The sequence below is a fragment of the Nitratireductor sp. GISD-1A_MAKvit genome, assembly GCF_040819555.1.
GTDB lineage: Bacteria > Pseudomonadota > Alphaproteobacteria > Rhizobiales > Rhizobiaceae > Nitratireductor.
Window position 1 is genome coordinate 703,129 of sequence record NZ_CP161920.1, and the last position, 26,056, is coordinate 729,184.

A 26,056-nucleotide genomic window follows, 5' to 3' on the forward strand; every position below is an offset into this window, starting at 1 on the left:
GCGAAAATATCGCGATCACGTGAGATTTCGGTGCAGGTCTTCCGATTGGAACTGGCGGCGCAGAGGTGTTGAAATCCGTCCGTCAGACCTTCCGCAGGATGTCTTCGCCAGCCTCCTGAAGCGCGCTGCATGATGACAGGCCGGCGAGGTTGAGCGTGATCTCGACCTCCTTCGCCAGAAGCGCGATCAGATGCGCGACCCCTGCTTCACCCGCAGCCGCGACGGCCCAGGCAAATGGCCGCCCCATCAGCACGAAATCGGCACCCAGCGCCAGCGCCTTCACGATGTCGCTGCCACGCCGGAACCCGCTGTCCACCATGAGTGCGACTGTGGGGCCGAGTGCCTGGCGCACGGCGGCGATCTGGGAAACCGTGGAAAGCCCGTGGTCCAGCTGGCGCCCGCCGTGGTTGGACAAGACGATGCCATCGATGCCGGCATCACGCGCTCTTGCGGCGTCTTCGGGATCGCAAATCCCCTTGACGAAGAGCTGCCCGTTCCAGTCTTCGCGCAGTTTTGCCACCGTGTCCCAGGTGAGGTTCTTGTCGAGCCTGCGCGAGAGATTTCCGGCCTGCGCCAGCGCGCCCTTTCCGAATTCGGGCCTCCCCTTAACCAGCTCCACTTCGGGGAAGCCGCCACGCAGAAGGTCGAATGACCATCCGGGGCGTTTTGCGAATTGCCAGATAAGCCCGGGTGTCATCCGGTCCACGCTGCGAAACCCGTTTTTGACATCCCGCTCGCGGACGGAGGTGATCGCAGTGTCCACCGTCAGGAAGATGCGGTCCACCCCTTCAGCGCGGCAGGCTTCGAGATGGGCCGCATTCACCTCCGGATCCTCATCGAGGTAAAGCTGGAAATCGGGCACCGCGCCGGCGGCCAATCGGATGGTGCGCAGACCATTGATCGAGAAGGTCGACAGGACAAAAGGCACGCCCGCCTGCGCTGCCGCCCGTGCAACGGCGATGTCGCCATCACGTCGATAAAGTCCCATGAAGCCGACGGGCCCGGGGCCGAAGGGCAGGGCGGAAGGGCGCCCCGCGACGGTCACCGAAAGATCGTTGGCTGGAGCGAGCGGAGCCAGCACCCTCTGCCGCAGCGCATAGGTGTCGAAATCCGACCGGTTTCGTCTCAGTGTCGTTTCAGAAAATGCTCCCCCGTCGATATAATCGGCGAAGATGCGTGGCAGACGCCGGCGGGCGGCGGCGGCAAAACCCTCGACATTCTGATACCGACGGTCAAGGCTCATTCGGGGCGGATCCTGTCGAAGAATTCGCTGAACATGTCCGCGCCCTCGACCGGGCGGGAGGCTGCCGAAAGCGCCACCGACAGGCCGATCGCGGAGGAGACCGGATTGTGTCGGTCGGCACCTTCGCCCGCGTTGAGGTTCATCACGAGCGTGGGCGAGAGGAAGAGGCCGGTGCGGATGATGTCTTCCCAGTCGTCCGGCAGCATGTTCCTGTCGCTCAGGTGGCGCAGCCAGGGGCGCCAGAACGTGTCTGCCTTGGCTTCGAGAAGCGCCTTTCTTGCCGGCGACAGGCGCCAGTCGGTTTCGAAATCGAGAATGCCATCTGCCAGCCGCACTTCCGCCCGATAGCGCTCGGCGGCCATTTCCGGATTGTAGAGCCAGAATGGGTGCGCAAAAATGTTGTGAAAGGTGGATTTCACCTCGGCCAGAAGCGCAGGCACCTTGTTTCCGGCAAAGGCGGGGTCGAAGAAGGCCAGCCGGTCACGCTCCTTCGAACGCACATACCAGACATTCGCATTGTGGGCGTCGCCATGGGCCACGATCCCGCCGGCCGAGGCGGTGTTGGCAGGTTCATAGCGCCGATGCGCATCGTCAAAGGCCTGGCGCAGCGTTGCCGCATGGGTAACACCGTTCACCCGTATCCCTGCGTCCGCCATGTCCTCCCAGCGCAGCGACACGCCATTGGGGAAATCAAAGCGTTTTCCCACGTAGAATTTGGCCAGCCGGCCTCCGGGATAGTGTCCACCCGGCAGATCGACAAGCCGTTCGTAGAACAGGCGGTGGATGGGTTCTGATGCCGCCTCGTCGGGGGTTACGGGGTGCAGCGTCTCGCAGGCGACCTTCAGGATATGCTTGTTCAGATCCGTCTCCGCCTGCCGCGCCCGCTCTATGGCGTTGGTGTCGGGCGTCTGGTCGAGCTCGAACAGCACGTCGGAAAAGCGTGGGTCCGTGCGCCGGCGATACACCAGAAGCTGTTCGCCGGGCAGGGTGGACATGTGAACCGGCTGATCGACGGGCAGGCCGGCCCCCGACAGGATGTCGGCGCGGTAATATTCGCCCGTCATCTCTTCTTCACCCTCTTCCTGATGGAACTTGAAGAAGAAATCGTCTGTTCCCGACCGGAAGAAGCCGTTGAGCGAGTTGAGCGAATATTGATCCACATTGATGACGAGTTCCGCCACCGGAATGTCGAAGAGACCCGCGATGAAGGTTTCGAGCATCCCGGCCGCACGGGCCGCGTCCTGCCGCGCCACGGCGCGGATTTCGGCGGTGCGCGACAGGGCGCGGGTCTCGGTGGTCATGTCGGTCTCCTGCAATCCGGTCTCCTGCAATCGATGAGTGTCTTGATCCCCGCGCTCTCTCCCGCAAGCAGCCGTTCGTATGCTGCCGGCACCTCGTTCAGAGGGATGGTCGCGGCGATGAATGGGTCGAGATGCGCTGCCAGTTCGGGCAGCATCGCGGCAATCTCTACGAGCTCGTCGCCGAAGGCATGACAGCCGATCAGCGCGATTTCGCGCTCGACCAGTTGCACGGGATCTATGATTTCGGCTGCGCCTCCGATCCCCACCAGCCCGAGGCGACCGGCCCCCGCGATGCTTGCAAGGAGGCTTCGGATGACGTGGGGCGACCCGGTGGTGTCAATCGCGTGGCGATAGCGATGGTTTTCAAGCTCTTTGAGGCCTGTCACCGTCGCCCCGGTCACCCGTTCCACCAGATCGGTGCGCTCCCGGTTGCGGTCGACGATACGCACGGGGTGGCCTGCGCGGGATGCGAGCAGCGCGATGAACGCGCCAATCGGCCCGCACCCGGCAACGACGATTTCAGCGCCATCGGGAACGGCCATGAGGTTCAGGGCGTGCAGCGCCACCGCAAGCGGCTCCGCCATGGCCAGGTGACGATCAGCCACGCCGTCCGGTGCCGCAATGACATTGCGGGCGGGCAGGGTGACATGTTCGGCAAACCCGCCATCGATGCTCTCGCCGATAAACCCCAGCCGAGCGCATACCTGGCCAAATCCCTCGAGGCAGGCCGGGCAGTTTCCGCAGACGTGGCGGCTGTCAACGATCACCCGGTCGCCAATGGCGACATGGGTCACGTCCACACCCCGATGTGTCACCGTTCCGGTGAACTCATGCCCGGCAATGGAGGGGGCGCGGGAAATCCACGCCCCGGTCCGGTAATTGTGGAGGTCCGAGCCGCAAATGCCCGCAAGCGATACCGCGAGTGTGACCTCGTCGCGTTTGGGAGCAGGCGGGGCGGGCACGTCTTCGTGCCTCAGTTCCCCGACGCCGTGCAGCCGGACCGATTGCATCACATGTCTTTCAGGTATTCTAGGCGAAGGTCGCTGACAGCGATGGCGTGGGACGAAAAGCCTTCGTATTCGGCAAGCGTCCTGGCTGCCTGAGCCATCTCCGGATACCCCTTTTCGGTGACGTAACCGACCGAGCTGCGGCGGATGAAATCCGTAACCGACAGCGGCCCATAGGTGTTTGCGCCCCGGGAGGTCGGCAGCACCGCATTTGGTCCCAGCGCGAAATTGGCGATGGAAACGGGTGTATGGGTGCCGAGAAGAATCTCGGATGCCTCGGTGATCTCACCCAGATAATCGAACGGTTTGGTCGAGAGGATTTCGAGATGCTCTGGCGCGTATTCGTTCACGAAGGCGCAGGCATCGTCCATGTTCTGGGCGAGCACGATGCCGCCGGACCTGCCTGTCAGCACCGTGCGGGAGAACTCGACCCGCTGTTCGGTCATCCGGCCCCAGAGTTCGGGCAGGGTGGCAAGTGCCTCTTCCACCACCCGTTCCGAAGGCGTAACGAGCCAGGCCGAGCTGTCGGGGCCATGCTCGGCCTCGATCAGAAGATCCATCGCGGCGAGCCGGCCCGAAATGGTGTCATCGGCAAGGATCATGCCTTCGGAGGGGCCCGCCGGCAGACCGGGGTCGATGACGCCGGCCAGAAGCCGCTTCGCGGCCACAACCCAGGGGCTGCCCGGGCCAACGATCTTCTGCGCTTTCTTCACGGTTTCGGTGCCGAAGGCTGCCGCCGCCACTGCCTGTGCACCGCCGCATTTGTAGATCGTTTCAACGCCGGCAATGCGCGCTGCAACCAGCGTGGCGGCATCGACCTTTCCATCCGGTCCCGGCGGCGTGAAGATGGCGAGGTTGGGCACTTTTGCGACCACACCGGGCACCGAGGTCATCATGGTGACCGAAGGGAACGAGCCCTTGCCGCGCGGCACGTAAAGCGCCACCGAATTGATCGGGAGGTAGCGGTCGCCGGCAAAGGCACCGGGACGCACTTCCTTCAGCCACATGGGCTCTGGCGCCTGTTCTTCATGGAAGGTGCGGATGTTGCCGATGCCGAAGCGGATCGCCTCGATCACCTTTTCATCCACGGCCTTGAAGGCTTCGTCAAACTCGGCTTCGGACACTTTGAGCGTTTCGGCGGTCAGAGGCGCCGCCTTGTCGAAATCGCGCCCGAAGCGGACGAGGGCTGCGTCACCCTCGGTCTTCACCGCATCGATGATGGGCTGCACCTTGTCCAGAAAGAAGGAGAGATCGGATTCGGACCGGCGGGTAAGACCGGCGCGTTCCGCTTTTCCAAGTCCAGCGAGTTTCTGGACGTTTACTTCAGCCATAACGGATCCTCTCAGTCAGGTTGGCCGGCGGAACGAAGCCGCCAGAACTTCATTTTGATTTCAGAAAGATTTCGAGCCCCACCAGCCGGTCGAGCAGCCAGACCGCCAGCAGCGCGATGACGACGAAGACAGAGGAAATCGCGGCAAGGTCCGGTGTGATGATCGAACGGATGTTGTTGTAGATCTGGACCGGCAGGGTGACCGTTCGGGCATCGGTCAGAAGCAGCGAGACGAGGAATTCCGTCATGGCCAGCACGAACATGAGCAGGCCGCCGGTAATGACGCCGGGCATGACGCCGGGAAGCGTGACGAACCAGAAGGTTTCAAACCGGCCCCGCTCCGCAGCTTGCCGCCGCCAGCTCCAGATCTTTGTCCAGAGATGCTGCCGAAGACGACACCGACCAGATGATGAAGGGCAGGTTGATGACGGCCAGAGCCACCCCCACGGGCCAGAGGCTGCCAAGAACGCGCCATTCGCCGAAAACCAGCATCATGCCGATGCCCGATCCGATCAGCGGGATGGTGAAGGGCAGGAGGAGGTAGATCTGGATCGCGTTGGAAAAGCGCATGCGAAAGCGCGACAGGGCAAGCCCTGCAAGCGTGCCCACCGGCACGGACACGATCAGACAGATGGTCGACACGATGAGCGAGCGGACAAAGGCCTGGCGCAGGTCCCGCGCCATGGCGATTTCCTCATACCATTTGAGCGAGAACCCCTTGGGTGGGAAGGCGATCATGTTTTCGGTCGTGACCGAGGCGCCGACCACGATGATCGTGGGAATGGACAGGATCAGGATGCAGAACCAGACAATGCCCCAAAACAGGATGCGCTGCGAGGTGGCGGTCATTTCCTGCCTCCCATCCCGAGGGTTCCCGCGCCGAAGGTCGCAATCACGATGCCGACGAACACGGAGCCGAGCGCGACCAGAAGCAGGGCCAGCGCAGCACCGAGCCCCTGATCCGCCGTGCGGAAGAACTGGTCGTAAATTGCATTGGCGATGAAATCCTGCGAGCCGCCGCCCAGCATTGCCGGCATGGCGAAATCGGTCAGCGCGAGCGTACCGACCACCAGCCCCGCCCCGATCAGCCCGGGCTTGGCCATCGGAATCACCACATGGCGGAAGCTCTGAAACCAGTTTGCTCCGAGAGACGAAGCGGCTGTTTCCGTCTCACGCGGGATGGCCGTCAGGGCCGGCGCAAGCATGAGCACGGCGAATGGCAGCATGTATTGGACGAGCCCGAAAACAACCGCGGGGAAATTGAACAGGAGCCTGATCGGCTCGATCCCGACCAGTCCGAGCGCATCGTTCACCGCGCCCGAGGTGCCAAGAACGATCAGAATGCCATAGGCGCGCACCACCTGACCGATGAAGAAGGGCAAGAACAGAATGATGAGCAGCGTCTTGCGCACTGCCGCGCTGTGCGTGCGCACCATGATATAGGAATATGGCAGTGCCAGCGCGAGGGTAAACACCACCGTCAGGAGCGCGCCCAGCACCGAACGCCAGATGACCCGCCCATAGGTCGCGCTTTCAAAAACGGTGCCATAGTTTTCGAGCGTGTAGTTCTCGGAGGGCAGAAATGTTGCACGGTCCAGTGTGTGGAAAGAACTCTCCGCCATCTGCACAAGCCCCAGCACGAGAAGCCCGACGAGAAGCAGGGCCGGTGTGATGAGTGCCCAGCCCGAATAGGGCGCCAGGCGCGACGGCCAGAACCTGTCCAGCGCCCCGTTGAGCAGATCCATGATCCGCCAACGCAGTGGGTATCTGAACGAAGTGCGGTCCTGGTCCTTGGATAGCGTTTCAGACATCTTGGCTTTCCGGGGGGAGCGGTAGAGGAGAGAAAAGGGACGTGCCGCGCAGCTGGGCAGAGCGGCACGCCGCTTGAGTCATTTGCCGGCGCGTTGAATAACGTCGCCGGCAAGTCGAAAACTCTAGCTCTGCATGATCTCCTTGAACTTGGCGAACCAGTCGCTTTCGTTCTGAACCTGCACCGCCGAAGAAATCCGGATGAGGTTTTCGAAGTCCTCGGGCTTGGTCGGATAGGACGGGTCACCTGCGAGCCCTTCTGGCGGGGTAAGCCCCGGCACGACGCCGGGCAGACCCAGGCCATCGAGCCAGATCTGCTGGCTTTCGGTCGAAAGAGCGAGATTGATGTACTGCTTGGCCCAGTAGAGTTCGTTCTCCGGCAGACCCTTGGGGATCCACAGGCAGTCGGTGTCGAACTTGCAGCCCTCTTCCGGCACGGTCCAGGCGAGCTCAACGCCGTTTTTCTTGGCAGCGAGCGCGTTGGTGGAAATGGTGCAGGCGGCATCGATTTCGCCATTCTGGAACCAGGTGGTGAAGTCGGGATCCTCGCCCAGAAGCGGATTTTGCGCTTTCATCTCGCGCACGAAATCCCAGCAGGGGTCCATCGCATCGGGAATACCGTCGAGCGACCCGCCACCGGCGACCTGCGCCGGGAAGTGGAAACCGATGCCGTCATTGTAGAGGGCAACGCGACCCTTGAATTTCGGATCGAGCAGATCGCGCCAGGATTTCGGTGCTCCATCGGGGAACGCTTCGGGCCGATAGGCGAGAACGTAGACATAGCCATAGGTGTTGACCATCGGGAAGCCGTCCAGGCCCACCGGCTTGGCGAGATCCGTGGTGTTGGCGAGATTGGGCAGGTCGGAAATGTCTTCGGTAACCCCACGAAGCGCCGATTTGGTCGCGTTGGTGGTGGTGTCCCAGTTGATGTGGATCGGCGGAATACGGTTCTGGGCGACAGCGGCCCACACCTTGGGCTGGATCTCGTTGTCTTCGGTGAGGTCGTGACGAACGGCAATGCCGGTCATTTCCGTGAACCGGTCGGACACGCCTTTCTTCAGGGATTCGACCCATTCGCCGCCCCAGGCGCGGACGATGATCTCCGAAGGCTTCTCCGGCTCCTGCGCGAAAACGCGCGTGGTCGGGAGCGAAGCGAGCAGCGCGGCGCTGCCCGTGGCTGCGCCGGCCCGAAGGACGCCACGGCGTGTGAAGGTCTTGGTCATAGGTACTCTCCTCTTTTGCGACTCAGTTCGTGTTGTTGTTATGCTGAGTTTCTGAAAATCTTCATATCGCGGCGGTTCCAGCCGATGGCCACGCTTGCCCCCACGTCGAACAGGTCGAAACTGTCGGGATCGTGGTGATAGACGTGGAAAACGGTGCCGGGCAGCGTTTTGGCTTCCACCACGTACATCTGGCGTTCGCCTTCGAAAATCGTGTCACGCACAAGGCCGTCGAGCGAGACATCGCAGGCCTTAAGCGCGGACTGTGTCGCTCCCATGCGGATCTGTTCGGCGCGAATGGCGGCAAGCGCCGGCGTTCCGGGTGGAATGTCGCCCACGGGGGCACCCTTCAGGAGCTGGTCTCCGGCTTTCAGTTCGCCACCATCGGTCACGGTGCCTTCAACCGAAGACGAAAGGCCCAGAAAGCCTGCGACAAACGGGTTTGCCGGTTCGCGATAAAGGTCGACAGGCCGGGCATGCTGCTGGATGCGCCCGCCATCCATCACGATCACGTCATCCGAAACGACCAGTGCTTCGCGCTGATCGTGGGTCACGTTGATCGTGGTCACGCCCAGTTCGTGCTGGATGCGGCGGAATTCGAGCTGCATCTCCTCGCGCAGCTTCACGTCCAGTGCGGCCAGCGGTTCATCGAGAAGCAGGAGATCGGGCTCGAACACCAGTGCACGCGCAATCGCAACGCGTTGTTGCTGCCCGCCGGAAAGCTCGTTTATCCGCCGGTTGCCATATCCCTGCAGTTTCACGAGTTCAAGAAACTGCTCGACCCGTCCGGGAATGCTGCGCGGATTGAACCGGCGCATCCTGAGCGGGAAGGCGACGTTTTCGGCCGCCGTCATGTGCGGGAAGAGTGCCAGCTTCTGAAACACCATGCCGATGGACCGGCGATGAGGAGGTGTGGCATGGACAGGCTTGCCGTAGATCGTGATCTCGCCCGAGGTTTGCTCCTGAAACCCGGCGATCATGCGAAGCAGGGTTGTCTTGCCGGAGCCGGAGGGGCCGAGAATGGTCAGGAACCGCCCCTTCTCCAGCTCGAAACTGGCGTTGTCCACGGCCAGCACGCCATTGCCGAAGTCCATCGAAACCTTGCTGGCGCGGACCGCGATCTCTCGTGCCGGCTGCGACGCGCTGGTTTCTGTGGCTGGATGTTCGCTCATCTTGATCCCTGATGTCGGTGCGGCTGGGAGAAGCTAAGCACCTTCTGGAAAATAAGTATATACTTTTCGGCAGAGTGGGGCGCCTCGGTGCCGAAATTTTCATCCGGCTAAATTTTAGCCAGATATCCTCCGTCGATTACAATACACTGACCGCATACGTAATTTGCCCCGCTGGATGCAAGAAATTCCACCGCGCCAGTCAGGTCGGAAAGCTCGCCCAGCCGCCCTGACGGAATGTTGCTGATCATCTTTTCCACCCAGGCCCTGTCTTCGTAGAACACGCTGGTCATGTCGGTTTCGAAGTAGCCTGGCGCGATTGCGTTGACCCGGATCCCCATCGGCGCCCATTCCGCCGCCATGGCGCGGGTGATGCCAAGTATGCCGGTTTTCGAGGCGCCATAGGGCACCGCGCCGGGAACGCCGACAAAGGAGGTGAGCGATGCGAGATTGATGATGGCCCCGCCGCCAGCCTGTGCCATTTTCGCGGCAACCGCCTGAGCCACAAAGAATGCGCCCTTGAGATTGGTGTCCACCACCTTGTCCCAGAGCGCTTCATCGACGGAAAGTGTGTCGCGAACCTCTTCCACGCCCGCATTGTTGACAAGGACATCGATCGGGCCGAGCGGCTCGATCTGGTCGCGAATTGTCTTGACGTTGCGCTGATCAAGCGCGATGCAGCGGACTTCGGTTCCAAGCGCTTCGATTTCCTGCGCAACAGGTTTCAACGCTTCGGTGCTGCGGGCTGTGAGGATGAGCTTTGCCCGATCGCGGGCAAACGCCAGTGCAATCTCACGCCCGATGCCACGGCTCGCGCCGGTTACAACAACTGTTTTTCCTGAGAAATCAAAGTTCAGGTCGGATAAGTTATTATTATTGTTGCTCATGAGGTCCCCACTCCTCTTGACATGTCTATACATATGTAGGCTGTTAATGACCGTGAGTCAACGGAGTTTCCCATGCAGCCACCCAGATTTTCGGCCAGATCAGAGCTGGCCTCGCTTCAGCGCTACAATTCCGGCCTGACACTTGACGATGTGGCGCAGCGCGCGGGAGGCCGCAGGATCGCCAAGCTCGGTTCCAATGAAAACCCGCATGGTCCGGGCGCGGCGGTGAGGGAGGCGATGGCAGACGCCATTTCCCGCCCCTTTGTCTATCCCGACCCTTCGGCCAGGGCTCTGGCCGCAGAAATCGCCGGCGCGACGGGTCTTGCCGGCGAGCGGGTCGTATTTGGCGACGGGTCGGAGGATCTGCTGAACGTTCTCGCGCGCGCCGTGCTGCGGCCGGGCGATGAGGTGGTTACCCTGTTCCCTTCGTTCCCGCTTCATGAGGACTATGCGGTGATGATGGGTGCGCGCGTTACGCGCATCGAGCTCACGCAGGAACGCAGGATCGATATGGAGGCGTTGCTTGCGGCGGTAGCGCGTCCCGTGCGCCTGACTCTGATCGCCAATCCGATGAACCCGGCCGGCGTGTGGCTTGCGCCTGACGATCTGAACGCGCTGCTTGCCGCCCAGCATCCCGACAGCCTGCTTTGTCTCGACGAAGCCTATGTCGAATATGCAGCCGGCGCCGACTATGTTTCCTGTCTTGACCGGCTCGGCGCACACGACAAGCCGCTGCTTGTCCTGCGTACGTTCTCCAAAGCCCATGGCCTGGCTGCGCTGCGCATCGGCTATGGTGTGTCGAACAGCGACGATGTCATCGGGGCGATGAACCTGGTGCGCACGCCGTTCAACGTGAACGGTGTCGCACAGGCCGCAGCGCTGGCCGCCATGCAAAACACGGATGAGATGGTGACCGCCGTGGCCGAGACCGTTCGCGAGCGGAAAAGAATGGCCACCGCCCTGACAGGCATGGGGCTGGAGGTGCTGCCCTCAAAGGGCAATTTCCTGTTCGTCAACTGCGCGCGCCCGTCGGTGGAAGTCGCCGATCAGCTCATCGATCTCGGCGTTATCGTGAAGCCGTGGAAGCAGGCCGGGTATGAAAACTTCCTGCGTGTTTCCGTCGGTCTGGCGTGGGAAAATGATCAGTTTCTGGATGCTCTGGTCTGCATTCTCAAAGGCAGGCCATAAAACCGGTTGGTCTGAAGCCCGACCGGCGCTGATCAGACAAGAACACGCCGCAGCACCTCGCCAAAGCGGTGCTGCACCGCGTCGCGACGAACGTGCCGCCCGTGCTGAACCACATGCTCGCCTGCCGCCCAGACATGATCGACATCGACGTCTCGGCCAAAGACCCAGCGGTCGATCAGGTTATCGCCGTTTGGCGCCAGGTCGAGCGGATCGGAGAGTGACACGAGATCAGCGGGAGCATCGACGGCGATTTCGGGGGAGGGTGCATCCAGCGCCTGTGCGCCCCCGGCCAGTGCGGCATCCAAGAGCCGCCGCCCGGTTGATCCGCCTTCCTCCGCGAGAACGTTCCGCGCCCGCTTTGTGAGGCGTTGCCCGTATTCCAGTACCCGCAGCTCCTCTGCCACGTCGATGCGCACATTGGAATCCGTACCGATGGCGATGCGCCCGCCCGCGTTCAGAAAATCCGGCGCCGGGAAAAGACCGTCGCCCAGATTTGCCTCGGTGACGGGGCAGAGACCCGCCACCGCGCCGCAGGCAGCAAGTCGCGCGGTTTCCCTCTCGGTCAGATGTGTCGCGTGGATGAGGCACCAGTCCGCACCCACATCGAAATTGTCGAGCAGCCATTCGACCGGGCGCTGGCCATGGTGATCGAGGCAGTCCTCGACTTCCTTCACCTGTTCGGAAATGTGGATGTGCAGCCTGCGTCCCGGCAGGGCGGCGGTCAGCGCGGTCAGGTCTTCGTGGCTCGCGGCACGCAGCGAGTGCGGTGCAAAGCCGACGCGGTCCTGCGGTCGGGTGATCCGTTTGTCACAGCGCTCGATCAGCGCGATGAAGGCATCGATATCATGGAGGAAACGGCGCTGGCCCTCGCCGGCAGGCTTCGGGCCGAAACCGCCATGGGCGTAGAACACGGGCAAGTGGGTGAGTGCAATTCCGGTTGTCTCGGCAGCGTCGAAAATCCGCTCTGAAAGCTCGGCGGGGTTGTCATAAGGTGCGCCGGAGGGATCGTGGTGCAGGTAGTGGAACTCACCCACACGGGTAAAGCCCGCTTCCAGCATCTCGACATAGGCCATCTCTGCCAGCGCTGAAACATCTTCCGGGCTGACCGAAAGGGCGAAGCGGTACATCATTTCGCGCCAGGTCCAGAAGCTCTCCTGTCCCGCGCCGCGCATTTCGGTGAGGCCGGAATGGCCCCGCTGAAAGGCATGGCTGTGGACGTTGGGCATGCCCGGTATCAGTGCGTCCACCCTTGTATCGTCCGGATGCGGGTGTGTTTGCGCCACAATCTCGGTGATGCGTCCTGCCGACCCGGAGACCCGGACGTTTTCTGCCCATCCCGATGGCAGCAGCGCAATTCTTGCGAAGATCATCACTTGCCCCTTTTGATTGCTTCCGCATCACCTCCCGGCCTCAGGGGCGAGGAAGGTGAAGAATCATCTTTCAATCCACTTGCCATTATGTCTATACTTATATAACGACGAGCGCAAAGCCGAAATTCCGAGAGGACACCATGTCGAACACGACCATATGGGCCAATGCCAGATTGGCCAACGGAAGCAGCGAGCCGGTGGACATCGTGGTCGCCGACACTCGGATCGTGTCGGTCGGGGAGAATGCCGATCGCTCGGGTGCGCGCGTGGTCGATTGCGAAGGGCGGCTGGTAACCCCCGGACTCATCGACTGTCACACACATATCGTGCATGGCGGCGACCGGACGCGCGAGTTCGAGATGCGGCTTGAAGGCGCCAGCTATCAGGAGATCGCCCGGGCGGGCGGGGGCATCGTTTCGTCGATGCGCGACACCAGGGCGCTGGATGCCGACGGGCTGGTCGAGGCTTCACTTGCCCGTGTCGATGCGCTGCTATCCGAGGGTGTGACAACCATTGAAGTCAAATCCGGCTACGGCCTCGCGATCGAAGCGGAAATGAACATGTTGCGCGCGGCTCGCGCACTGGAGAGCATTCGCCCGCTGCGCATCCGCACCACGTGGCTTGCCGCTCATGCCATGCCGCCGGATTTCGATGGTAGCAAGGCCGATTATATCCGCGACGTGGCGATTGCCGGTCTCCGGCAGGGCCCATGCAGAAGGGCTCGTCGATGCCGTCGATGGCTTCTGCGAATCGATTGCCTTTTCGGCTGATGAGATAAGGCCCCTGTTTGAAACCGCGCGCGCGCTCGGGCTTCCGGTGAAGCTGCACACCGAACAGCTGACGCGTTCCGGCGGCACACGATTAGCGGCCGATTTCGGGGCGCTGTCGGTCGATCATTTCGAGTATGCGGAAGCTGAAGAGGTTGCTGCAATCGCTGCATCGGGAACGGTCGCGGTGCTCTTACCCGGTGCCTTTTACATGCTCAACGAAACCCGCAAGCCGCCCGTCGCAGCGCTCCGGGAGGCCGGGGTGCCGATGGCGCTTGCCACCGACTGCAACCCTGGCACCTCGCCTGTTTCGTCGCTGCTCACCACCATGAACATGGGCGCGGTTCTGTTCAAAATGACGGTGGATGAATGTCTCGCAGGTGTCACCACCAACGCTGCCCGGGCCCTCGGTCTTCAGCACGAAGTGGGCACTCTTGTCCCGGGGGCTTCTGCCGATCTTGCGATCTGGGACGCCGAAACGCCGGCCCAACTGGTCGGCCGCATCGGGCTCAATCCTCTCCATCAACGCGTATTCAAAGGAACCGTCTCCCATGGCTGAAACGCTGATTCCCGGTCAGGTGTCTCTGCGCACACTTGCAGATGTCTACTGGAACGCGACCGATGTGGTTCTTTGTGAAAGCGCGCTGCCGGGCATCAAGGGCGCCGCCGAGCGCATTGCCAGCGTGGCGGAAGGAAACGCGCCGGTCTATGGCGTCAATACCGGTTTTGGAAAGCTCGCTTCCATCCGCATCGAGGCGGCGGAAGTTGCCACCCTGCAGCGCAATCTCATCCTCAGCCACTGTTGTGGGGTTGGCGCGCCGCTCGCTCCCGAAATCGTTCGGCTGATCATGGTGCTGAAGCTCATGTCGCTCGGGCGGGGGGCGTCAGGGGTCCGCGTCGAGATCGTGGCTTTGATGCAGTCGATGCTCAAGGCGGATGTGCTGCCGCTCATCCCCGAAAAAGGGTCGGTTGGTGCCTCGGGCGATCTTGCGCCTCTTGCACACATGACCGCCGCCATGATCGGCGAGGGTGAGGCTTGGCATCAGGGTGAACGTTTGCCCGCGCGCGAAGCACTCTCGCGTGCAGGCCTTTCCCCGGTGGAACTGTCGGCCAAGGAGGGACTTGCGCTCATCAACGGAACCCAGGTTTCCACGGCTCTGGCGCTGGCAGGCCTCTTCCGGGCGGAGCGCGCCCTGCAGGCATCCCTTGTGTCCGGGGCGTTCTCCACCGACGCCGCCATGGGATCGACAGCGCCCTTCACGGAGGAAATCCACACGCTTCGCGGCCATCGCGGCCAGATTGAGGTCGCTGCAACGCTGCGCAGGCTCCTTGAAGGCAGCCAGATCCGCAACAGCCATGTGGATGATGACGAACGCGTGCAGGACCCCTACTGCCTGCGCTGCCACCCGCAGGTTTCGGGTGCCTGTCTCGATCTTCTGCGCCAGGTGGCTGCAACGCTCGAGATCGAAGCCAATGCGGCGACCGACAACCCGCTTGTTCTTTCGGACGGCGCAGTGGTCTCGGGAGGCAACTTCCATGCCGAACCGGTGGCCTTTGCCGCCGATCAGATCGCGCTTGCCGTTGCCGAAATCGGGGCCATCGCCCAGCGGCGCATCGCCATGCTGGTGGATCCGGCGTTGAGCTTTGGGCTGCCTGCATTCCTCTCTCCCAGACCCGGCCTCAACTCTGGTCTGATGATTGCGGAGGTGACTTCGGCTGCGCTGATGAGTGAAAACAAGCAGCTCGCGCATCCCGCATCGGTGGATTCCACGCCCACATCGGCCAATCAGGAAGATCATGTCTCCATGGCGTGTCACGGGGCGCGGCGCCTGTTGCAGATGACCCAGAACCTCTTCCACATCATCGGCATCGAGGCTCTGACCGGAGCGCAGGGCGTCGAGCTTCGTGCTCCGCTGAAAACCTCGGAGCAACTCGTCGCTGCAATGGCCCGTTTTCGGCAAGATGTGCCCGCAATCGGCGACGACCGGTATATGGCGGATGATCTGGAAAGGGCCGCCGAACTCGTTCATTCCGGCGCTCTGACGGCGCCAGTGCAAAAGCTGCTTCCGGAGGTGTTCTGATGGATCCGGTTCTTGTTTCACGGGGCGAAAGCCCACTGGTTCTGGGGCTTCCGCACACCGGCACCCATGTGCCTGACGACATTGCAGACAAGCTGAACGAAGAAGGTCGGCTGCTGCGCGACACGGACTGGCATATCGACAAGCTGTATGAGGGGCTGGTGCCTGGTGCCACCACGGTTCGCGCCACGTTTCATCGCTACGTGATCGATCCGAACCGTGATCCTTCCGGCGTGTCGCTTTATCCCGGCCAGTCGACCACCGGGCTGGTCCCGCTCTCCAATTTCGACAATGTGCCGATCTGGAAGACGGGAGCAGAGCCCGACGAGGCGGAGATCACCCGCCGGAAAAATGCTTTTCACGCGCCCTACCACGCTGCCCTGATGGCCGAGCTTGAGCGTGTCCGTGCGATCCACGGCTATGCCGTTCTTTATGACTGCCACTCGATCCGGTCGGTCATTCCCTGGCTGTTTGAAGGCACACTCCCCGATTTCAACATCGGCACCGACATGGGCCGCACCTGCGCACCGGAGATCGAGCAGGCGGCCATGGAAGCGACTGCCGCAACCGGCCGCACCCATGTGCTCAACGGCCGTTTCCGGGGAGGCTGGACGACCCGACACTATGGACGACCGGAGGAAGGGTTCCACGCGGTTCAGATGGAGCTTGCGCAGGTCTCGCATCTGGAAAACGAGGAACCGCCCTTTGCCCTCCATGACGAAAAGACCACCCGCCTTCGTGGCGAGCTGCGGCATATCCTGAACGAAATTCTGCGCGCTGCGGCAAGCACCGCCACGCGTGCCGACAAGCCCTGTTGAAGAGGACGATCCGATGACCAATCCCCGTCACAACCAGCGCGATGTTTTCCCGCCCACCGGAACCGAACTGAACGCGAAGAGCTGGCTGACCGAAGCGCCGCTCAGGATGCTGATGAACAATCTGCATCCCGACGTGGCCGAAAACCCGCACGAACTGGTTGTCTATGGCGGCATCGGCCGTGCGGCCCGGACCTGGGACGATTTCGATGCCATCGTGGCGTCGCTGAAGGATCTCGAAGCCGACGAGACGCTCATTGTTCAGTCGGGCAAGCCCATCGCCATCATCCGCACCCACGCGGATGCGCCGCGCGTCCTGATCGCCAATTCGAACCTCGTTCCCGAATGGGCCAACTGGCAGCATTTCAACGAGCTCGATAAGAAGGGCCTGATGATGTACGGCCAGATGACCGCTGGCTCGTGGATCTACATCGGTGCGCAGGGCATCGTTCAGGGCACCTACGAGACCTTCGCCGAAGCCGGGCGCCAGCATTATGATGGCGATCTCACCGGCAAATGGATCCTGACCGGTGGTCTTGGCGGGATGGGCGGCGCACAGCCGCTTGCTGCGGTGATGGCCGGTGCCTGCTGTCTTGCCGTGGAATGCGATGAGACCCGCGCAGACTTCCGCATCCGCACCCGGTACTGCGACGAGAAGACCGACAGTCTGGATGAGGCGCTGGCGATGATCGGCCGGTGGACCGAGGCAGGCGAGGCGAAATCCGTGGCGCTGATCGGCAATGCCGCCGAAGTGTTCCCGGAGATCCTGCGCCGTGTGCAGGCGGGTGAGCCGGTTCCCAATGGCCGGCCCGACATCGTAACCGACCAGACCTCGGCGCACGATCCCTATCACGGCTACCTGCCCAGGGGCTGGACCGTGGCCGAATGGCGAGCACGTCAGGAGAGCGACCCCGAGGCGGTGAACAGGGCTGCCCGCGCTTCCATGAAAGATCATGTCGAGGCGATGGTGGGCTTCTGGGAGGCAGGTATCCCGACGCTGGATTATGGCAACAACATCCGCCAGATGGCGATGGAAGAGGGCATGGAGAACGCCTTCGCTTTCCCGGGGTTCGTTCCTGCCTATATTCGCCCGCTGTTCTGCCGTGGCATTGGCCCGTTCCGCTGGGCGGCACTTTCGGGCGACCCGGAAGACATCTACAGGACCGACCAGGCGATGAAGGAGCTGTTCCCCGAAAACGAGCACCTGCACCGCTGGCTCGACATGGCGCGTGAGCGCATTGCCTTTCAGGGGCTGCCGGCGCGCATCTGCTGGATCGGGCTGGGCGATCGCCACCGCGCGGGCCTGAAATTCAACGAAATGGTAGCGAATGGCGAACTCAAGGCGCCTGTCGTCATCGGGCGGGACCATCTCGATTCCGGTTCGGTCGCTTCGCCCAACCGCGAGACAGAGGCGATGCGGGACGGGTCCGACGCGGTGTCCGACTGGCCGCTGCTCAATGCGCTGGTCAACACGGCATCGGGGGCCACATGGGTGTCGCTGCACCATGGTGGCGGCGTCGGCATGGGCTTTTCGCAGCATGCGGGCGTGGTGATCTGCGCCGACGGCACACCGGAAGCCGCCAAAAGACTGGAGCGGGTTCTGTGGAACGACCCCGCCTCGGGCGTCTGGCGCCACGCCGATGCCGGCTATCCCGAAGCGCTGGAGTGCGCCCGGCAACATGGCCTGCGCCTGCCGCGCATTCTGGGCGCATGACATGAAAGGTGCGGTCCACCGGGGGGCGGAGCGACGTTTTGCCCCCTGGAAGAACGGCGGCGGCGAAACGGCCGAAATCCTGTGCTCGCCGGAAGGGGCGGGCTACGACGATTTCGACTGGAGGATCAGCACTGCGCGGGTCGGCCAGTCCGGCCCGTTCTCAAGCTTCCACGGGGTTCATCGATCGCTCACCGTGATCGAGGGGGGCGCCATGCGGCTGACCTTCGATGCTGCCCCGCCGCTGATGGTCGGACCTGAAACCGGTCCGGTTTGTTTTCCCGGTGATGTCGCCTGTCATGCAGAGTTGATCGGCCCTGCGCTGCTTGATCTCAATGTCATGGTGCGCGCGCCTTTCGGCGTCCGTGTCGTGGCTGCGGATACGGGCGTGGCGCCACTGGGCGGAGCCGTCGAACGCTTTGTCTTTGCCCGTGATGCGCTGCCCGCTCTGGGGCTCGAACGGCATGATCTTCAGCAGGTCCCGCCTGAGGAAAACGTGCCACCGCTTGGCGGTGCACTTGTCATCGACATTACCAGACAAGCGCGCGGGAGCTGACCGCATGCAGCACTTCAGCTGCGCGCTCCGAACTCGGCGGTCAGCTGATGCGCTTCTCCGGGATAGAGAAGCCGGGCATAGGTGATCCAGTCGTCATTGATCTGGGTTTTGCGCAGGATCTCCAGGCAGGCTGCACCGACGGGCAGGCGCAGCTGATGGGCATCCCGGCCCGAAATATTGATCGCCCGCACCGAGTGGCGCACGTTCGACCACGGCATCGAATGAAGCAGCCATGCACCTGGCAGTTCGTGTGAAAAATCCACCGTCGCGGCGTCCGGCACGGCGGTCAGGTTGATGGCCCGGGTTTCCAGGCAGAAGGGCTCGTCATCGGCGTAATGCACGCCCTGCAGGTAGATCGCCATGTCCCGGAGCGCGGCCTGCCTCACACCCAGAACGCGCAGGTCGTTCTGACCCAGCGTGCGGGTTTCCTGTGACAGGAGCTTCCAGTCATAGCGCCGGCCGAGCGCAGCCACTTCGTCGGCAATGTTGTTGATCTCCATCACGGCCGACTGCGCCCGCGCTTTTGCGACAAACGTGCCCCGGCGCTTGCGCCGGGTTATGAAGCCATTTGCCGAAAGCTCGGTCAGCACCTTGTTCATGGTCATCCGCGAAACGCCGTACTGCGCGGCGAGTTCGGTTTCCTTGTCCAGTTGATGACCCGGCGGCCACTCGCCATCGACGATCTTGGAGCGAATCTCCTCCAGAATCCGGGTATGCAGTGATTCGGACATGGACGGTGGCACCGCTAACCTCAGGAAAGCCTTGGATTCGTCTATACATATCGGCAGGCGCCGGGTGGCACAAGCGGTATCGGCGGCTGGAGCAGGTGCTCTCGCCGGCTTCAAATGTAAACCATGTGCCCAGAATGGGCCCTCAGAATGGATTTTTTTGAGAAATGGCGATCCCGACAGGATTCGAACCTGTGACCCTCAGATTAGGAATCTGATGCTCTATCCTGCTGAGCTACGGGACCGCTGTGCCTTCTCATAACGCGATGAAGCCGCTTCGCCAAGATGAAATGGAACGCTGCCTGGTGCGCATTGGAAGTTCTCAGGCGGCCAGGGCGGTTTCGGCCAGGCGCACCCAATAGCTCACGCCGTGCGGAATAGCCTCGTCGTTGAAATCGTAGGCCGTGTTGTGCAGTGCAGCGCTGTCCCCATTGCCCACAAAGATGAAGGCGCCGGGGCGGGCTTCCAGCATGTAGGAGAAATCCTCCCCGCCCATGGTCGGCGTGATGTCGGTGTCCACATTGCCCGTTCCGGCCACCTCGCCAGCAACGCCTGCGGCAAAGGCGGTCTCTTCGGCATGGTTGAACGTTACCGGATAGTTGGAGTCATACTTTACGTCGACCTCGGCCCCGTGAGCGGCCGCCACACCGGCGCAGATCGTGCGCATGCGGCTTTCGGCATCGGTGTTTACTTCCGTTTTGAGGGTGCGCACCGTGCCGGCCAGTTCCACCGTGTCGGGGATCACATTGAAAGCGTCTCCGGCGTGGAACTTGGTGACCGAAACCACGACCGAATCCAGCGGATGCACATTGCGCGAGGCGATGCCTTGAAGCGCCGTGACGATCTGGCTGGCAGCAAGGATCGGGTCGATCACCATGTGCGGCATTGCGGCATGGCCGCCGCGACCTTTTACCCGGATCACGAACTCCGCAGTCGCGGCCATGATCGGGCCGGGACGGATTGCAAACTGGCCGACCGGCAGGCCCGGCAGATTGTGCATGCCAAAGACGCGCTCGATACCGAAGCGCTCCATAAGCCCGTCCTTCACCATTTCGTTGCCGCCACCGCCGCCTTCTTCCGCCGGCTGGAAGATCACCGCGACGCGGCCCTTTGAAGTTTCGCGTCTCGCAGAGATATTTTGCTGCTCCGAGCAGCATCGCGGTATGTCCGTCATGCCCGCATGCATGCATCTTGCCGGCGACGGTCGAGGCCCAGGGCTTTCCCGTCATTTCCGTCATGGGCAATGCGTCCATGTCGGCGCGCAGGCCGATTGTCGATCCTGTGCCAAGCTTGCCTTCGATAACGCCGACAACCCCGGTTTTCCCCAGCCCCCGAACCACTTCGTCGCAGCCGAATGCAAGCAGCTTCTCTGCAACGAAATCTGAAGTGCGGTGCACATCGAACAAAAGCTCGGGATGACGGTGCAGGTCGCGCCTCCACTCGGTGATTTCCGCGTGTAATTCGGCAGAGCGGTTTAAAATGGGCATGTCTTTCCCGTTCCTTCAAACTTTCGCCAGCATTTTTCTTTCCATGGCGCAGAAAGGCGCGCCTGGTCACGAAGGCGATGGGGCGGTTTGGGAGCGTCAGAGTATCCCATGCCCGCATTTGGTCATCTTTTCGCAGTGGAGCCTAAGTAAAATGCGAGTGCGTCAGATTGCAAGCTGAACCGGAAGGGAGGCGACACCTCGCGACGTTTGGGGCAGTTTCGCGGTGTTTTGCTATAAGTGGTGGCTTCGCGTTAAATGCCCCGGTCGTGTCAGCGCACGCTATACCGGTTTTCAGTCGGGCGTTGAAAAGATGCCGCTTGCACGTGAAGCAGCGATCGGCGCATAGAGCAGAACACAATGCCTGCGCTTCAGGCAGACATGAAGTCGGATATTGCGGATGTTTTTCGTGAAGAAAGCAATGCCCATCGTGGCTGGTGCGTTAATGGGAATGGTCGTTGCGGTGTCGAGTGCTTTGGCTGGCCCGTCCATCGTTTTTGATGTGAACAGTGGCAAGGTGCTCGCGCACGAGGATGCCTTCCAGCGATGGTATCCGGCATCGCTTACCAAGCTCATGACGGCTTATGTCGCCTTTGAGGCGGTGCGCGATGGAGAATTACAATTCGATTCTCCGATTACGATCTCGAAGAGGGCAACGCGCGAGCCGCCCAGCAAGATGGGTTATCCGGCTGGTTCCGTTCTCACGCTCGACAATGCAATCAAACTCATCATGGTCAAATCGGCCAACGATGTTTCCACCGCCATCGCTGAAAATGTCGGTGGCTCCATCAAGGCCTTTGCCAAGCGCATGAACGAAGCGGCGCGCAGGCTGGGAATGACCGATACGAACTATGTGAATGCCCATGGCCTGTTCGAGCGGGAACAGTACAGCACGGCACGTGATCTGGCGCTTCTGGTTCGTGCGCTTCGTACCGAATTTCCGCAGCATGCCTCCTATTTCTCGCTGGAAGGCGTGAAAACCGGAGGCAAGACCCTGCCGAACTACAACTGGCTGATTGGCCGGTTTTCCGGCGCAGACGGCATGAAGACCGGCTATGTCTGCTCTTCGGGCTTCAACCTCGCCGCCACTGCAACACGCAACGGGCGCACGCTCGCAGCGATTGTGCTCGGTTCGCTTTCACAGGTGGAGCGTGGCGAGGATGCCGCGAAGCTGCTTGCGGAAGGGTTCAGCCAGGAGGAATCTGAGGCGGCCACGATCGCCGAGCTTGCTCCCTACGGGAAAAATCGCAACGTCGCCGTCGACATGCGGCGGCAGGTCTGCTCCCAGAAGGCCGTAAAGGCACGTTTCGCGCGTGGCGACAATGAGAGAGTTCTCGTCGAGCGCTCTCCTTACCTGAAAAAGATGGCGCATAAGCCCCGTGCGGTGGCGGTCAGTCTTGGTGGCGCGACCGGGGCCGGCTCCCAGTGTGCCACGCTATGTGGACGTTCCCCGGCCGACGCCGCGTCCCGATTACCCGGTGAAGAGTGCTACCGTTGATGCCGTGCAGGGCGGGTGACCATGCCTGACAGAGTTGCGTTGACACTCGTCACGGGGTTTCTCGGAGCAGGCAAGACCACGCTCATCAATCGTCTCCTGCGTGACCCCGCACTTTCCGACACTGCGGTCATCGTCAACGAGTTCGGCGCCGTCAGCATCGATCATCTTCTTGTGGAAGAATCCTCCGACGGTGTTATCGAGCTGGCGGATGGCTGCCTTTGTTGCACCGTGCGCGGCGCGCTGGTGGATACGCTTCTGGGCCTGGATGAGCGGCTGGGCTCGGAGCGTGGCACGGATCTGAAACGGGTGGTCGTTGAAACAACAGGCCTCGCCGATCCGTTGCCGGTGCTCCAGGCACTGGCCGCCCATCCGGCGCTCGCAGCACGGTTTCGACTCGATGGAGTTGTTACGCTGGTGGACGCCCAGCATGGGATGCAGACGCTCGAAACCCACCACGAAGCCGGGCAACAGGTGGCGGTTGCAGACCGGCTGATCCTGACGAAAACCGCGCAGGTGGAGCCTGGCGCACTCGCTGATCTTCGCGCGTATCTCACGGCGCTTGCCCCCGGCCTCGCTCCAGTCGTGGCAGAGGAGGCGGACGCCGCCGCGATGATCGATTGCAGCGCGGTGGAGATAGGGGCACGGGCTGCGGAAGTCGCGCGTGTGGCCACTCCGCATCAGCACGACCACCATGGCCACCACCACCATGTTCACAGTCACGGCGGGGGGCATGAGGAAGGGCATGCGGCTGCACACAGTTCGGCTTTCGACACGGTGCTTCTGATGCATGACCGCACCATCGGACAAGCGGCGCTGGAAGGGTTTCTCGATCTCCTGCGCAGTCAGTGCGGGCAACGGATCCTGCGCCTGAAAGGCATTGTGGAGCTTCGGGAGGCACCGGATCGCCCGCTCGTCGTTCAGGGTGTGCGGCAGGTGCTGTATGAGCCGCGCTTCCTGCCCCAGTGGCCCGATGCGGTGCGCGGTGTGCGTCTTGTCGTCATCGGTACCGGCCTTGATGAAGCCTGGTTGAAGGGGCTGTTTGCGGCCTTCATGGGGGATGCGGCCGTGGACACGCCGGACAGGACAGCTTTGGAAGACAACCCGCTGGCCATTGCCGGCATGCGCCGTTAGCTCAGCCGCGCTCCACGAGAAACCGGTGACCGTCAGGGGTGGTTTCCGTTCGCACGAGCACGTGGCCGCTCTCATTGCAGAACGCGGGTATGTCGATCACGGCGAGCGGATCGGTGGTTTCCAGCCAGACTTGTTCACCGCTTGGCATGCCGGCAAGGCGCTTTCGCGCCTTGAGCACCGGCAAGGGGCAGTTGAGCCCCCTGAGGTCATATATCGTGGTTGTGGCTGTCACGGTCAGCGGCTGAAAAGGTTCTGGATGCGACGACGCAGAGATCGAGAGCGGGGCGGCTGGGCCCGGGCCTGCGCCTGTATCGCAGACTGGGCTTCCACGGGTTCTGCAGCCGGCACCGAGGCCGTGCGCTCCTCGCCGGTGTCGGGACGAGACATCGGAACCGGGACCGTTGCGTCATTGGGTGGCGTTGGTGAAACCGAAGCCGTGGTGCTGCTTTCCGCTTGCACGGAGCCTTCCTGACCCGCGGCGGCCTCCAGCGCGCTCTGCATGCGCGTGGCCGGTTCCGCCGTATAGGCTGTAGCGGTAGCCGCGACTTCGGGCGTGGCTTCAACGGCTGGCGCCTCGGCTATGGCGGTCGGTGTCGGGATGTTGGGTGGCATGCGTGAGACCTTCTCACCCCGCGCGCGGCGCTTGCTCCAGTCGGCAACGAGACGGGCTTCCTCGTGCCCGGCAATGGTTTCCGACGGCTTCGCCTTTGAGTAATTCCTCTTTGACTGAGCCTTGACGGCCGCGTTGAACGCGATCCCGTAATGCGTCTGATATTGCTGATAGGCTGTCAGAAGAGACTCGGGTTGGCTCATCGGAGGGCAGGCGGCGGTGGGGGAAAGGCTCTCGCCCCCTTCCGGTTCGCTGTTGAAGACATAGCGCCTGTCGCAGACATCCACCTTCGGCGGGATCTTGGTCAGCTCGAAATGGTCGTAACCGACCTTGAGCATTTTCCAGAACTCGAAGTTCGGATCGTTCCGGTACCGGGCCATGTTTTCCGCTGTCATGCGGAACGGGAACGCCTGCACCTGAAATTCACGCTGCCCGCCTTTGAAGGAATCGCGGGCGAAGGCATAAATCTCGGCGATCTGCTCGTCGGTCATCGAGTAGCACCCGGCCGAAGAGCAGGCGCCGTGCACCATGAGATGCTTGCCGGTGCGGCCATTGGCCCGGTCATAGGCATTGGGAAAGCCGATGTTGAAAGCGAGATAGTAGCTCGATTTCGGGTTCATCTGGCCAGGGCGGACCGTGTAGAAGCCTTCCGGCGCCTGACGATCGCCTTCGGTGAATTTCGGGCCGAGCTGCCCGGACCATTTGCAGATGTCGTAGCTGGCAATGATGTCGTAGCGGCCATTGGTCTTGGCCTTCCAGACTTCCAGCTTTCCTTCTTCCTTGAAAATCCGCATCATCACGGGGGAGGTCTTGGACATCCCCTTGGCTTTCATCGTCTGAACGATGCGTGCCGGCAATTGACGCTCGGCTTTTGGCGCGATGTCTTCAAGCGTTTCGTTGCATGCGGCCAGCGCAAACGCGGTCGACAGCAAGAAGGCGAATTTGATCAGGCGTGTCATGGATGTATTTCGTGTCCCGCCTATTTGGCCCCCGCACGGAAAGCATAACCTGCCCCCGTGCTTATAGAAAATGAACCCTTATGCTTTCGAAAACATTACCCGGCCCGTCAGGCATTGCGGTCGGACCGTGTCCATTTCGAGGCATTGTCTCGGGCTTTATGGCCTTTTCGCGGCTTTTAGGGAAGGAATGGCACGCATGCAAGACAGGTCCCCTTCCTGCGGGCTGGCTTTTCGTGATGTACACAATCCTTCCGGCGCCAGAACAGGCGATGGCGACATGCTCAGCGATCTTCATTTTTTGGTATAAAAATCGCATTATTTCGCGATATCGGTAAAATACTTGCTTTTTTATCGCGGTCTGCCGCTCAGCTATAGAAAATTTTTCCCCAAAGATTATTTGTGCCGCACCGATCAACACGCAGGCGCATGACGCCGCTGGAGAATACAATGCGCAAACTGATACTGGCAGCAGCACTTCTTTCCGCCTCTGTTTCGGCGGCCCAGGCAGAGACCATCCGCGTCGGCATGTCGGGTGGCTATTTCCCCTTCACCTTTGTCAAGCAGGACAAGCTTCAGGGTTTTGAAGTGGATTTTATCAATGCCGTGGCGGAGCAGACAGGCGATGAAGTGGAATTTATCACGATGAGCTTTTCCGGTCTTGTCGGAGCGCTTGAATCCAGGCGTATCGACACAATCGCAAATCAGATCACCGTTACCCCGGAGCGCGAGGCGAAATTTGCCTTCTCGCAGCCCTATGTGATCGACGGTGCCCAGGTGGTCGTGAAAAAGGGCAATGAAAGCGAGATCACAGGGCCGGAGAGCCTGAAAGGGCGCTCGGTGGCTGTCAATCTTGGCTCCAATTTCGAGCAGCTCCTGCGCGAACTTCCCTATTCCGACGAAATCGACATCAGGACCTATGAAAGCAATCTCGAACAGGACACCGCGCTCGGGCGCGTCGACGCTTTCGTCATGGACCGTGTCAGTGCCAGCCAGGTGATCAGGGAAACACCGCTGCCGCTCGCGCTCGCCGGACAGCCATTCTCCGAGATCCGCAATGCGCTTCCCTTCCGTAATGACGATGAAGGCAATGCGCTGCGCGACCGCATCGACGCGGCGATCACCATCCTGAAAGAAAACGGCAAGCTGACCGAAATCTCGCAAAAATGGTTCGGCACCGACATCACCCATTGAACAC

22 protein-coding genes, 1 tRNA gene and 2 pseudogenes are annotated in these 26,056 nt (G+C 61.7%); 9 read left to right on the top strand and 16 right to left on the bottom strand.

The features are described from left to right. Positions 1–82: 82 nt before the first annotated feature. The 10 genes from AB2N04_RS04670 to AB2N04_RS04715 all read right to left on the bottom strand — a co-directional run bounded on the left by AB2N04_RS04670 (position 83) and on the right by AB2N04_RS04715 (position 9,966). The gene (locus AB2N04_RS04670; RefSeq protein ID WP_367717391.1) at positions 83–1,243 is read right to left on the bottom strand and encodes an alpha-hydroxy acid oxidase; all 1,161 of its coding nucleotides are present in this window, start codon (positions 1,241–1,243) and stop codon (positions 83–85) included. Next, the gene (locus tag AB2N04_RS04675) at positions 1,240–2,544 is read right to left on the bottom strand and encodes a hypothetical protein (RefSeq protein ID WP_367717392.1); all 1,305 of its coding nucleotides are present in this window, start codon (positions 2,542–2,544) and stop codon (positions 1,240–1,242) included. The genes AB2N04_RS04670 and AB2N04_RS04675 overlap by 4 nt, the downstream gene beginning before the upstream one ends. Then, a complete protein-coding gene (locus AB2N04_RS04680; protein ID WP_367718736.1) occupies positions 2,541–3,554 on the bottom strand; it encodes a zinc-binding dehydrogenase in 1,014 nt (337 codons plus the stop codon). The genes AB2N04_RS04675 and AB2N04_RS04680 overlap by 4 nt, the downstream gene beginning before the upstream one ends. Beyond that, complete coding sequence (hisD, locus tag AB2N04_RS04685; protein WP_367717394.1) at positions 3,554–4,882, bottom strand: histidinol dehydrogenase; 1,329 nt, start codon at positions 4,880–4,882, stop codon at positions 3,554–3,556. The genes AB2N04_RS04680 and hisD overlap by 1 nt, the downstream gene beginning before the upstream one ends. Positions 4,883–4,931: 49 nt before the next feature. Further along, positions 4,932–5,174, bottom strand: coding sequence for a hypothetical protein (locus tag AB2N04_RS04690; protein ID WP_367717396.1), 243 nt, complete (start codon positions 5,172–5,174; stop codon positions 4,932–4,934). 31 nt (positions 5,175–5,205) lie between these two features. Beyond that, positions 5,206–5,730 carry an ABC transporter permease gene (locus AB2N04_RS04695; protein ID WP_367717398.1) on the bottom strand — a complete coding sequence of 175 codons (525 nt, stop codon included), beginning with the start codon at positions 5,728–5,730 and terminating at the stop codon, positions 5,206–5,208. After that, positions 5,727–6,692, bottom strand: a complete 966-nt coding sequence (locus AB2N04_RS04700; protein ID WP_367717399.1) for an ABC transporter permease — start codon at positions 6,690–6,692, stop codon at positions 5,727–5,729. Before AB2N04_RS04700 ends, AB2N04_RS04695 begins: the two co-directional genes overlap by 4 nt. 123 nt (positions 6,693–6,815) lie before the next feature. Further along, the gene (locus AB2N04_RS04705) at positions 6,816–7,913 is read right to left on the bottom strand and encodes a PotD/PotF family extracellular solute-binding protein (RefSeq protein WP_367717401.1); all 1,098 of its coding nucleotides are present in this window, start codon (positions 7,911–7,913) and stop codon (positions 6,816–6,818) included. A 38-nt stretch (positions 7,914–7,951) separates the two neighbouring features. Then, entirely contained in the window at positions 7,952–9,082 is a 1,131-nt protein-coding gene (locus tag AB2N04_RS04710) for an ABC transporter ATP-binding protein (protein ID WP_367717404.1), read from the bottom strand. A 107-nt stretch (positions 9,083–9,189) separates the two neighbouring features. After that, entirely contained in the window at positions 9,190–9,966 is a 777-nt protein-coding gene (locus tag AB2N04_RS04715; RefSeq protein ID WP_367717408.1) for an SDR family NAD(P)-dependent oxidoreductase, read from the bottom strand. Between the two features lie 72 nt (positions 9,967–10,038). On the opposite strand from AB2N04_RS04715, the gene hisC reads away from it, so the two are divergent. Beyond that, a complete protein-coding gene (hisC, locus tag AB2N04_RS04720) occupies positions 10,039–11,154 on the top strand; it encodes a histidinol-phosphate transaminase (RefSeq protein ID WP_367717410.1) in 1,116 nt (371 codons plus the stop codon). Positions 11,155–11,186: 32 nt separating this feature from the next. Here hisC and AB2N04_RS04725 read toward each other — a convergent pair whose 3' ends face one another. After that, positions 11,187–12,524 carry a formimidoylglutamate deiminase gene (locus tag AB2N04_RS04725; RefSeq protein ID WP_367717411.1) on the bottom strand — a complete coding sequence of 446 codons (1,338 nt, stop codon included), beginning with the start codon at positions 12,522–12,524 and terminating at the stop codon, positions 11,187–11,189. Positions 12,525–12,664: 140 nt separating this feature from the next. Between AB2N04_RS04725 and hutI the strand changes: the two are divergent. From hutI to AB2N04_RS04750, 5 genes and pseudogenes are all read left to right on the top strand, one after another. After that, positions 12,665–13,850, top strand: a pseudogene (gene hutI, locus AB2N04_RS04730) (imidazolonepropionase). Then, the gene (gene hutH / locus AB2N04_RS04735) at positions 13,843–15,372 is read left to right on the top strand and encodes a histidine ammonia-lyase (RefSeq protein ID WP_367717412.1); all 1,530 of its coding nucleotides are present in this window, start codon (positions 13,843–13,845) and stop codon (positions 15,370–15,372) included. Before hutI ends, hutH begins: the two are co-directional and overlap by 8 nt. Continuing rightward, the gene (gene hutG / locus AB2N04_RS04740; RefSeq protein ID WP_367717414.1) at positions 15,372–16,187 is read left to right on the top strand and encodes an N-formylglutamate deformylase; all 816 of its coding nucleotides are present in this window, start codon (positions 15,372–15,374) and stop codon (positions 16,185–16,187) included. The genes hutH and hutG overlap by 1 nt, the downstream gene beginning before the upstream one ends. A 13-nt stretch (positions 16,188–16,200) precedes the next feature. Further along, complete coding sequence (gene hutU / locus AB2N04_RS04745) at positions 16,201–17,898, top strand: urocanate hydratase (RefSeq protein WP_367717416.1); 1,698 nt, start codon at positions 16,201–16,203, stop codon at positions 17,896–17,898. 1 nt (position 17,899) lies between these two features. Beyond that, positions 17,900–18,451 (top strand): HutD family protein, encoded by a 552-nt coding sequence (locus AB2N04_RS04750; RefSeq protein ID WP_367717417.1) that lies wholly within the window; start codon positions 17,900–17,902, stop codon positions 18,449–18,451. Between the two features lie 14 nt (positions 18,452–18,465). On the opposite strand, the gene AB2N04_RS04755 is transcribed toward AB2N04_RS04750, so the two are convergent. The 3 genes and pseudogenes from AB2N04_RS04755 to AB2N04_RS04765 all read right to left on the bottom strand — a co-directional run bounded on the left by AB2N04_RS04755 (position 18,466) and on the right by AB2N04_RS04765 (position 20,666). After that, positions 18,466–19,182 (bottom strand): UTRA domain-containing protein, encoded by a 717-nt coding sequence (locus tag AB2N04_RS04755; RefSeq protein ID WP_367717419.1) that lies wholly within the window; start codon positions 19,180–19,182, stop codon positions 18,466–18,468. A 165-nt stretch (positions 19,183–19,347) separates the two neighbouring features. After that, positions 19,348–19,424 (bottom strand) — tRNA-Arg (locus AB2N04_RS04760). Positions 19,425–19,501: 77 nt separating this feature from the next. Then, positions 19,502–20,666: pseudogene (locus AB2N04_RS04765) on the bottom strand (M20 aminoacylase family protein). Positions 20,667–21,063: 397 nt separating this feature from the next. Between AB2N04_RS04765 and AB2N04_RS04770 the strand changes: the two are divergent. Both AB2N04_RS04770 and AB2N04_RS04775 read left to right on the top strand, forming a co-directional pair. Then, positions 21,064–22,161, top strand: a complete 1,098-nt coding sequence (locus tag AB2N04_RS04770; protein ID WP_367717420.1) for a D-alanyl-D-alanine carboxypeptidase family protein — start codon at positions 21,064–21,066, stop codon at positions 22,159–22,161. Positions 22,162–22,182: 21 nt separating this feature from the next. Beyond that, positions 22,183–23,292, top strand: coding sequence for a GTP-binding protein (locus AB2N04_RS04775; RefSeq protein WP_367717421.1), 1,110 nt, complete (start codon positions 22,183–22,185; stop codon positions 23,290–23,292). Position 23,293: 1 nt separating this feature from the next. On the opposite strand, the gene AB2N04_RS04780 is transcribed toward AB2N04_RS04775, so the two are convergent. Further along, complete coding sequence (locus tag AB2N04_RS04780) at positions 23,294–23,524, bottom strand: sulfurtransferase TusA family protein (RefSeq protein ID WP_367717422.1); 231 nt, start codon at positions 23,522–23,524, stop codon at positions 23,294–23,296. 2 nt (positions 23,525–23,526) lie between these two features. Further along, positions 23,527–24,861 (bottom strand): L,D-transpeptidase family protein, encoded by a 1,335-nt coding sequence (locus AB2N04_RS04785; protein ID WP_367717423.1) that lies wholly within the window; start codon positions 24,859–24,861, stop codon positions 23,527–23,529. 447 nt (positions 24,862–25,308) lie between these two features. On the opposite strand from AB2N04_RS04785, the gene AB2N04_RS04790 reads away from it, so the two are divergent. Continuing rightward, a complete protein-coding gene (locus AB2N04_RS04790) occupies positions 25,309–26,052 on the top strand; it encodes an amino acid ABC transporter substrate-binding protein (protein ID WP_367717424.1) in 744 nt (247 codons plus the stop codon). Positions 26,053–26,056: the final 4 nt, after the last annotated feature.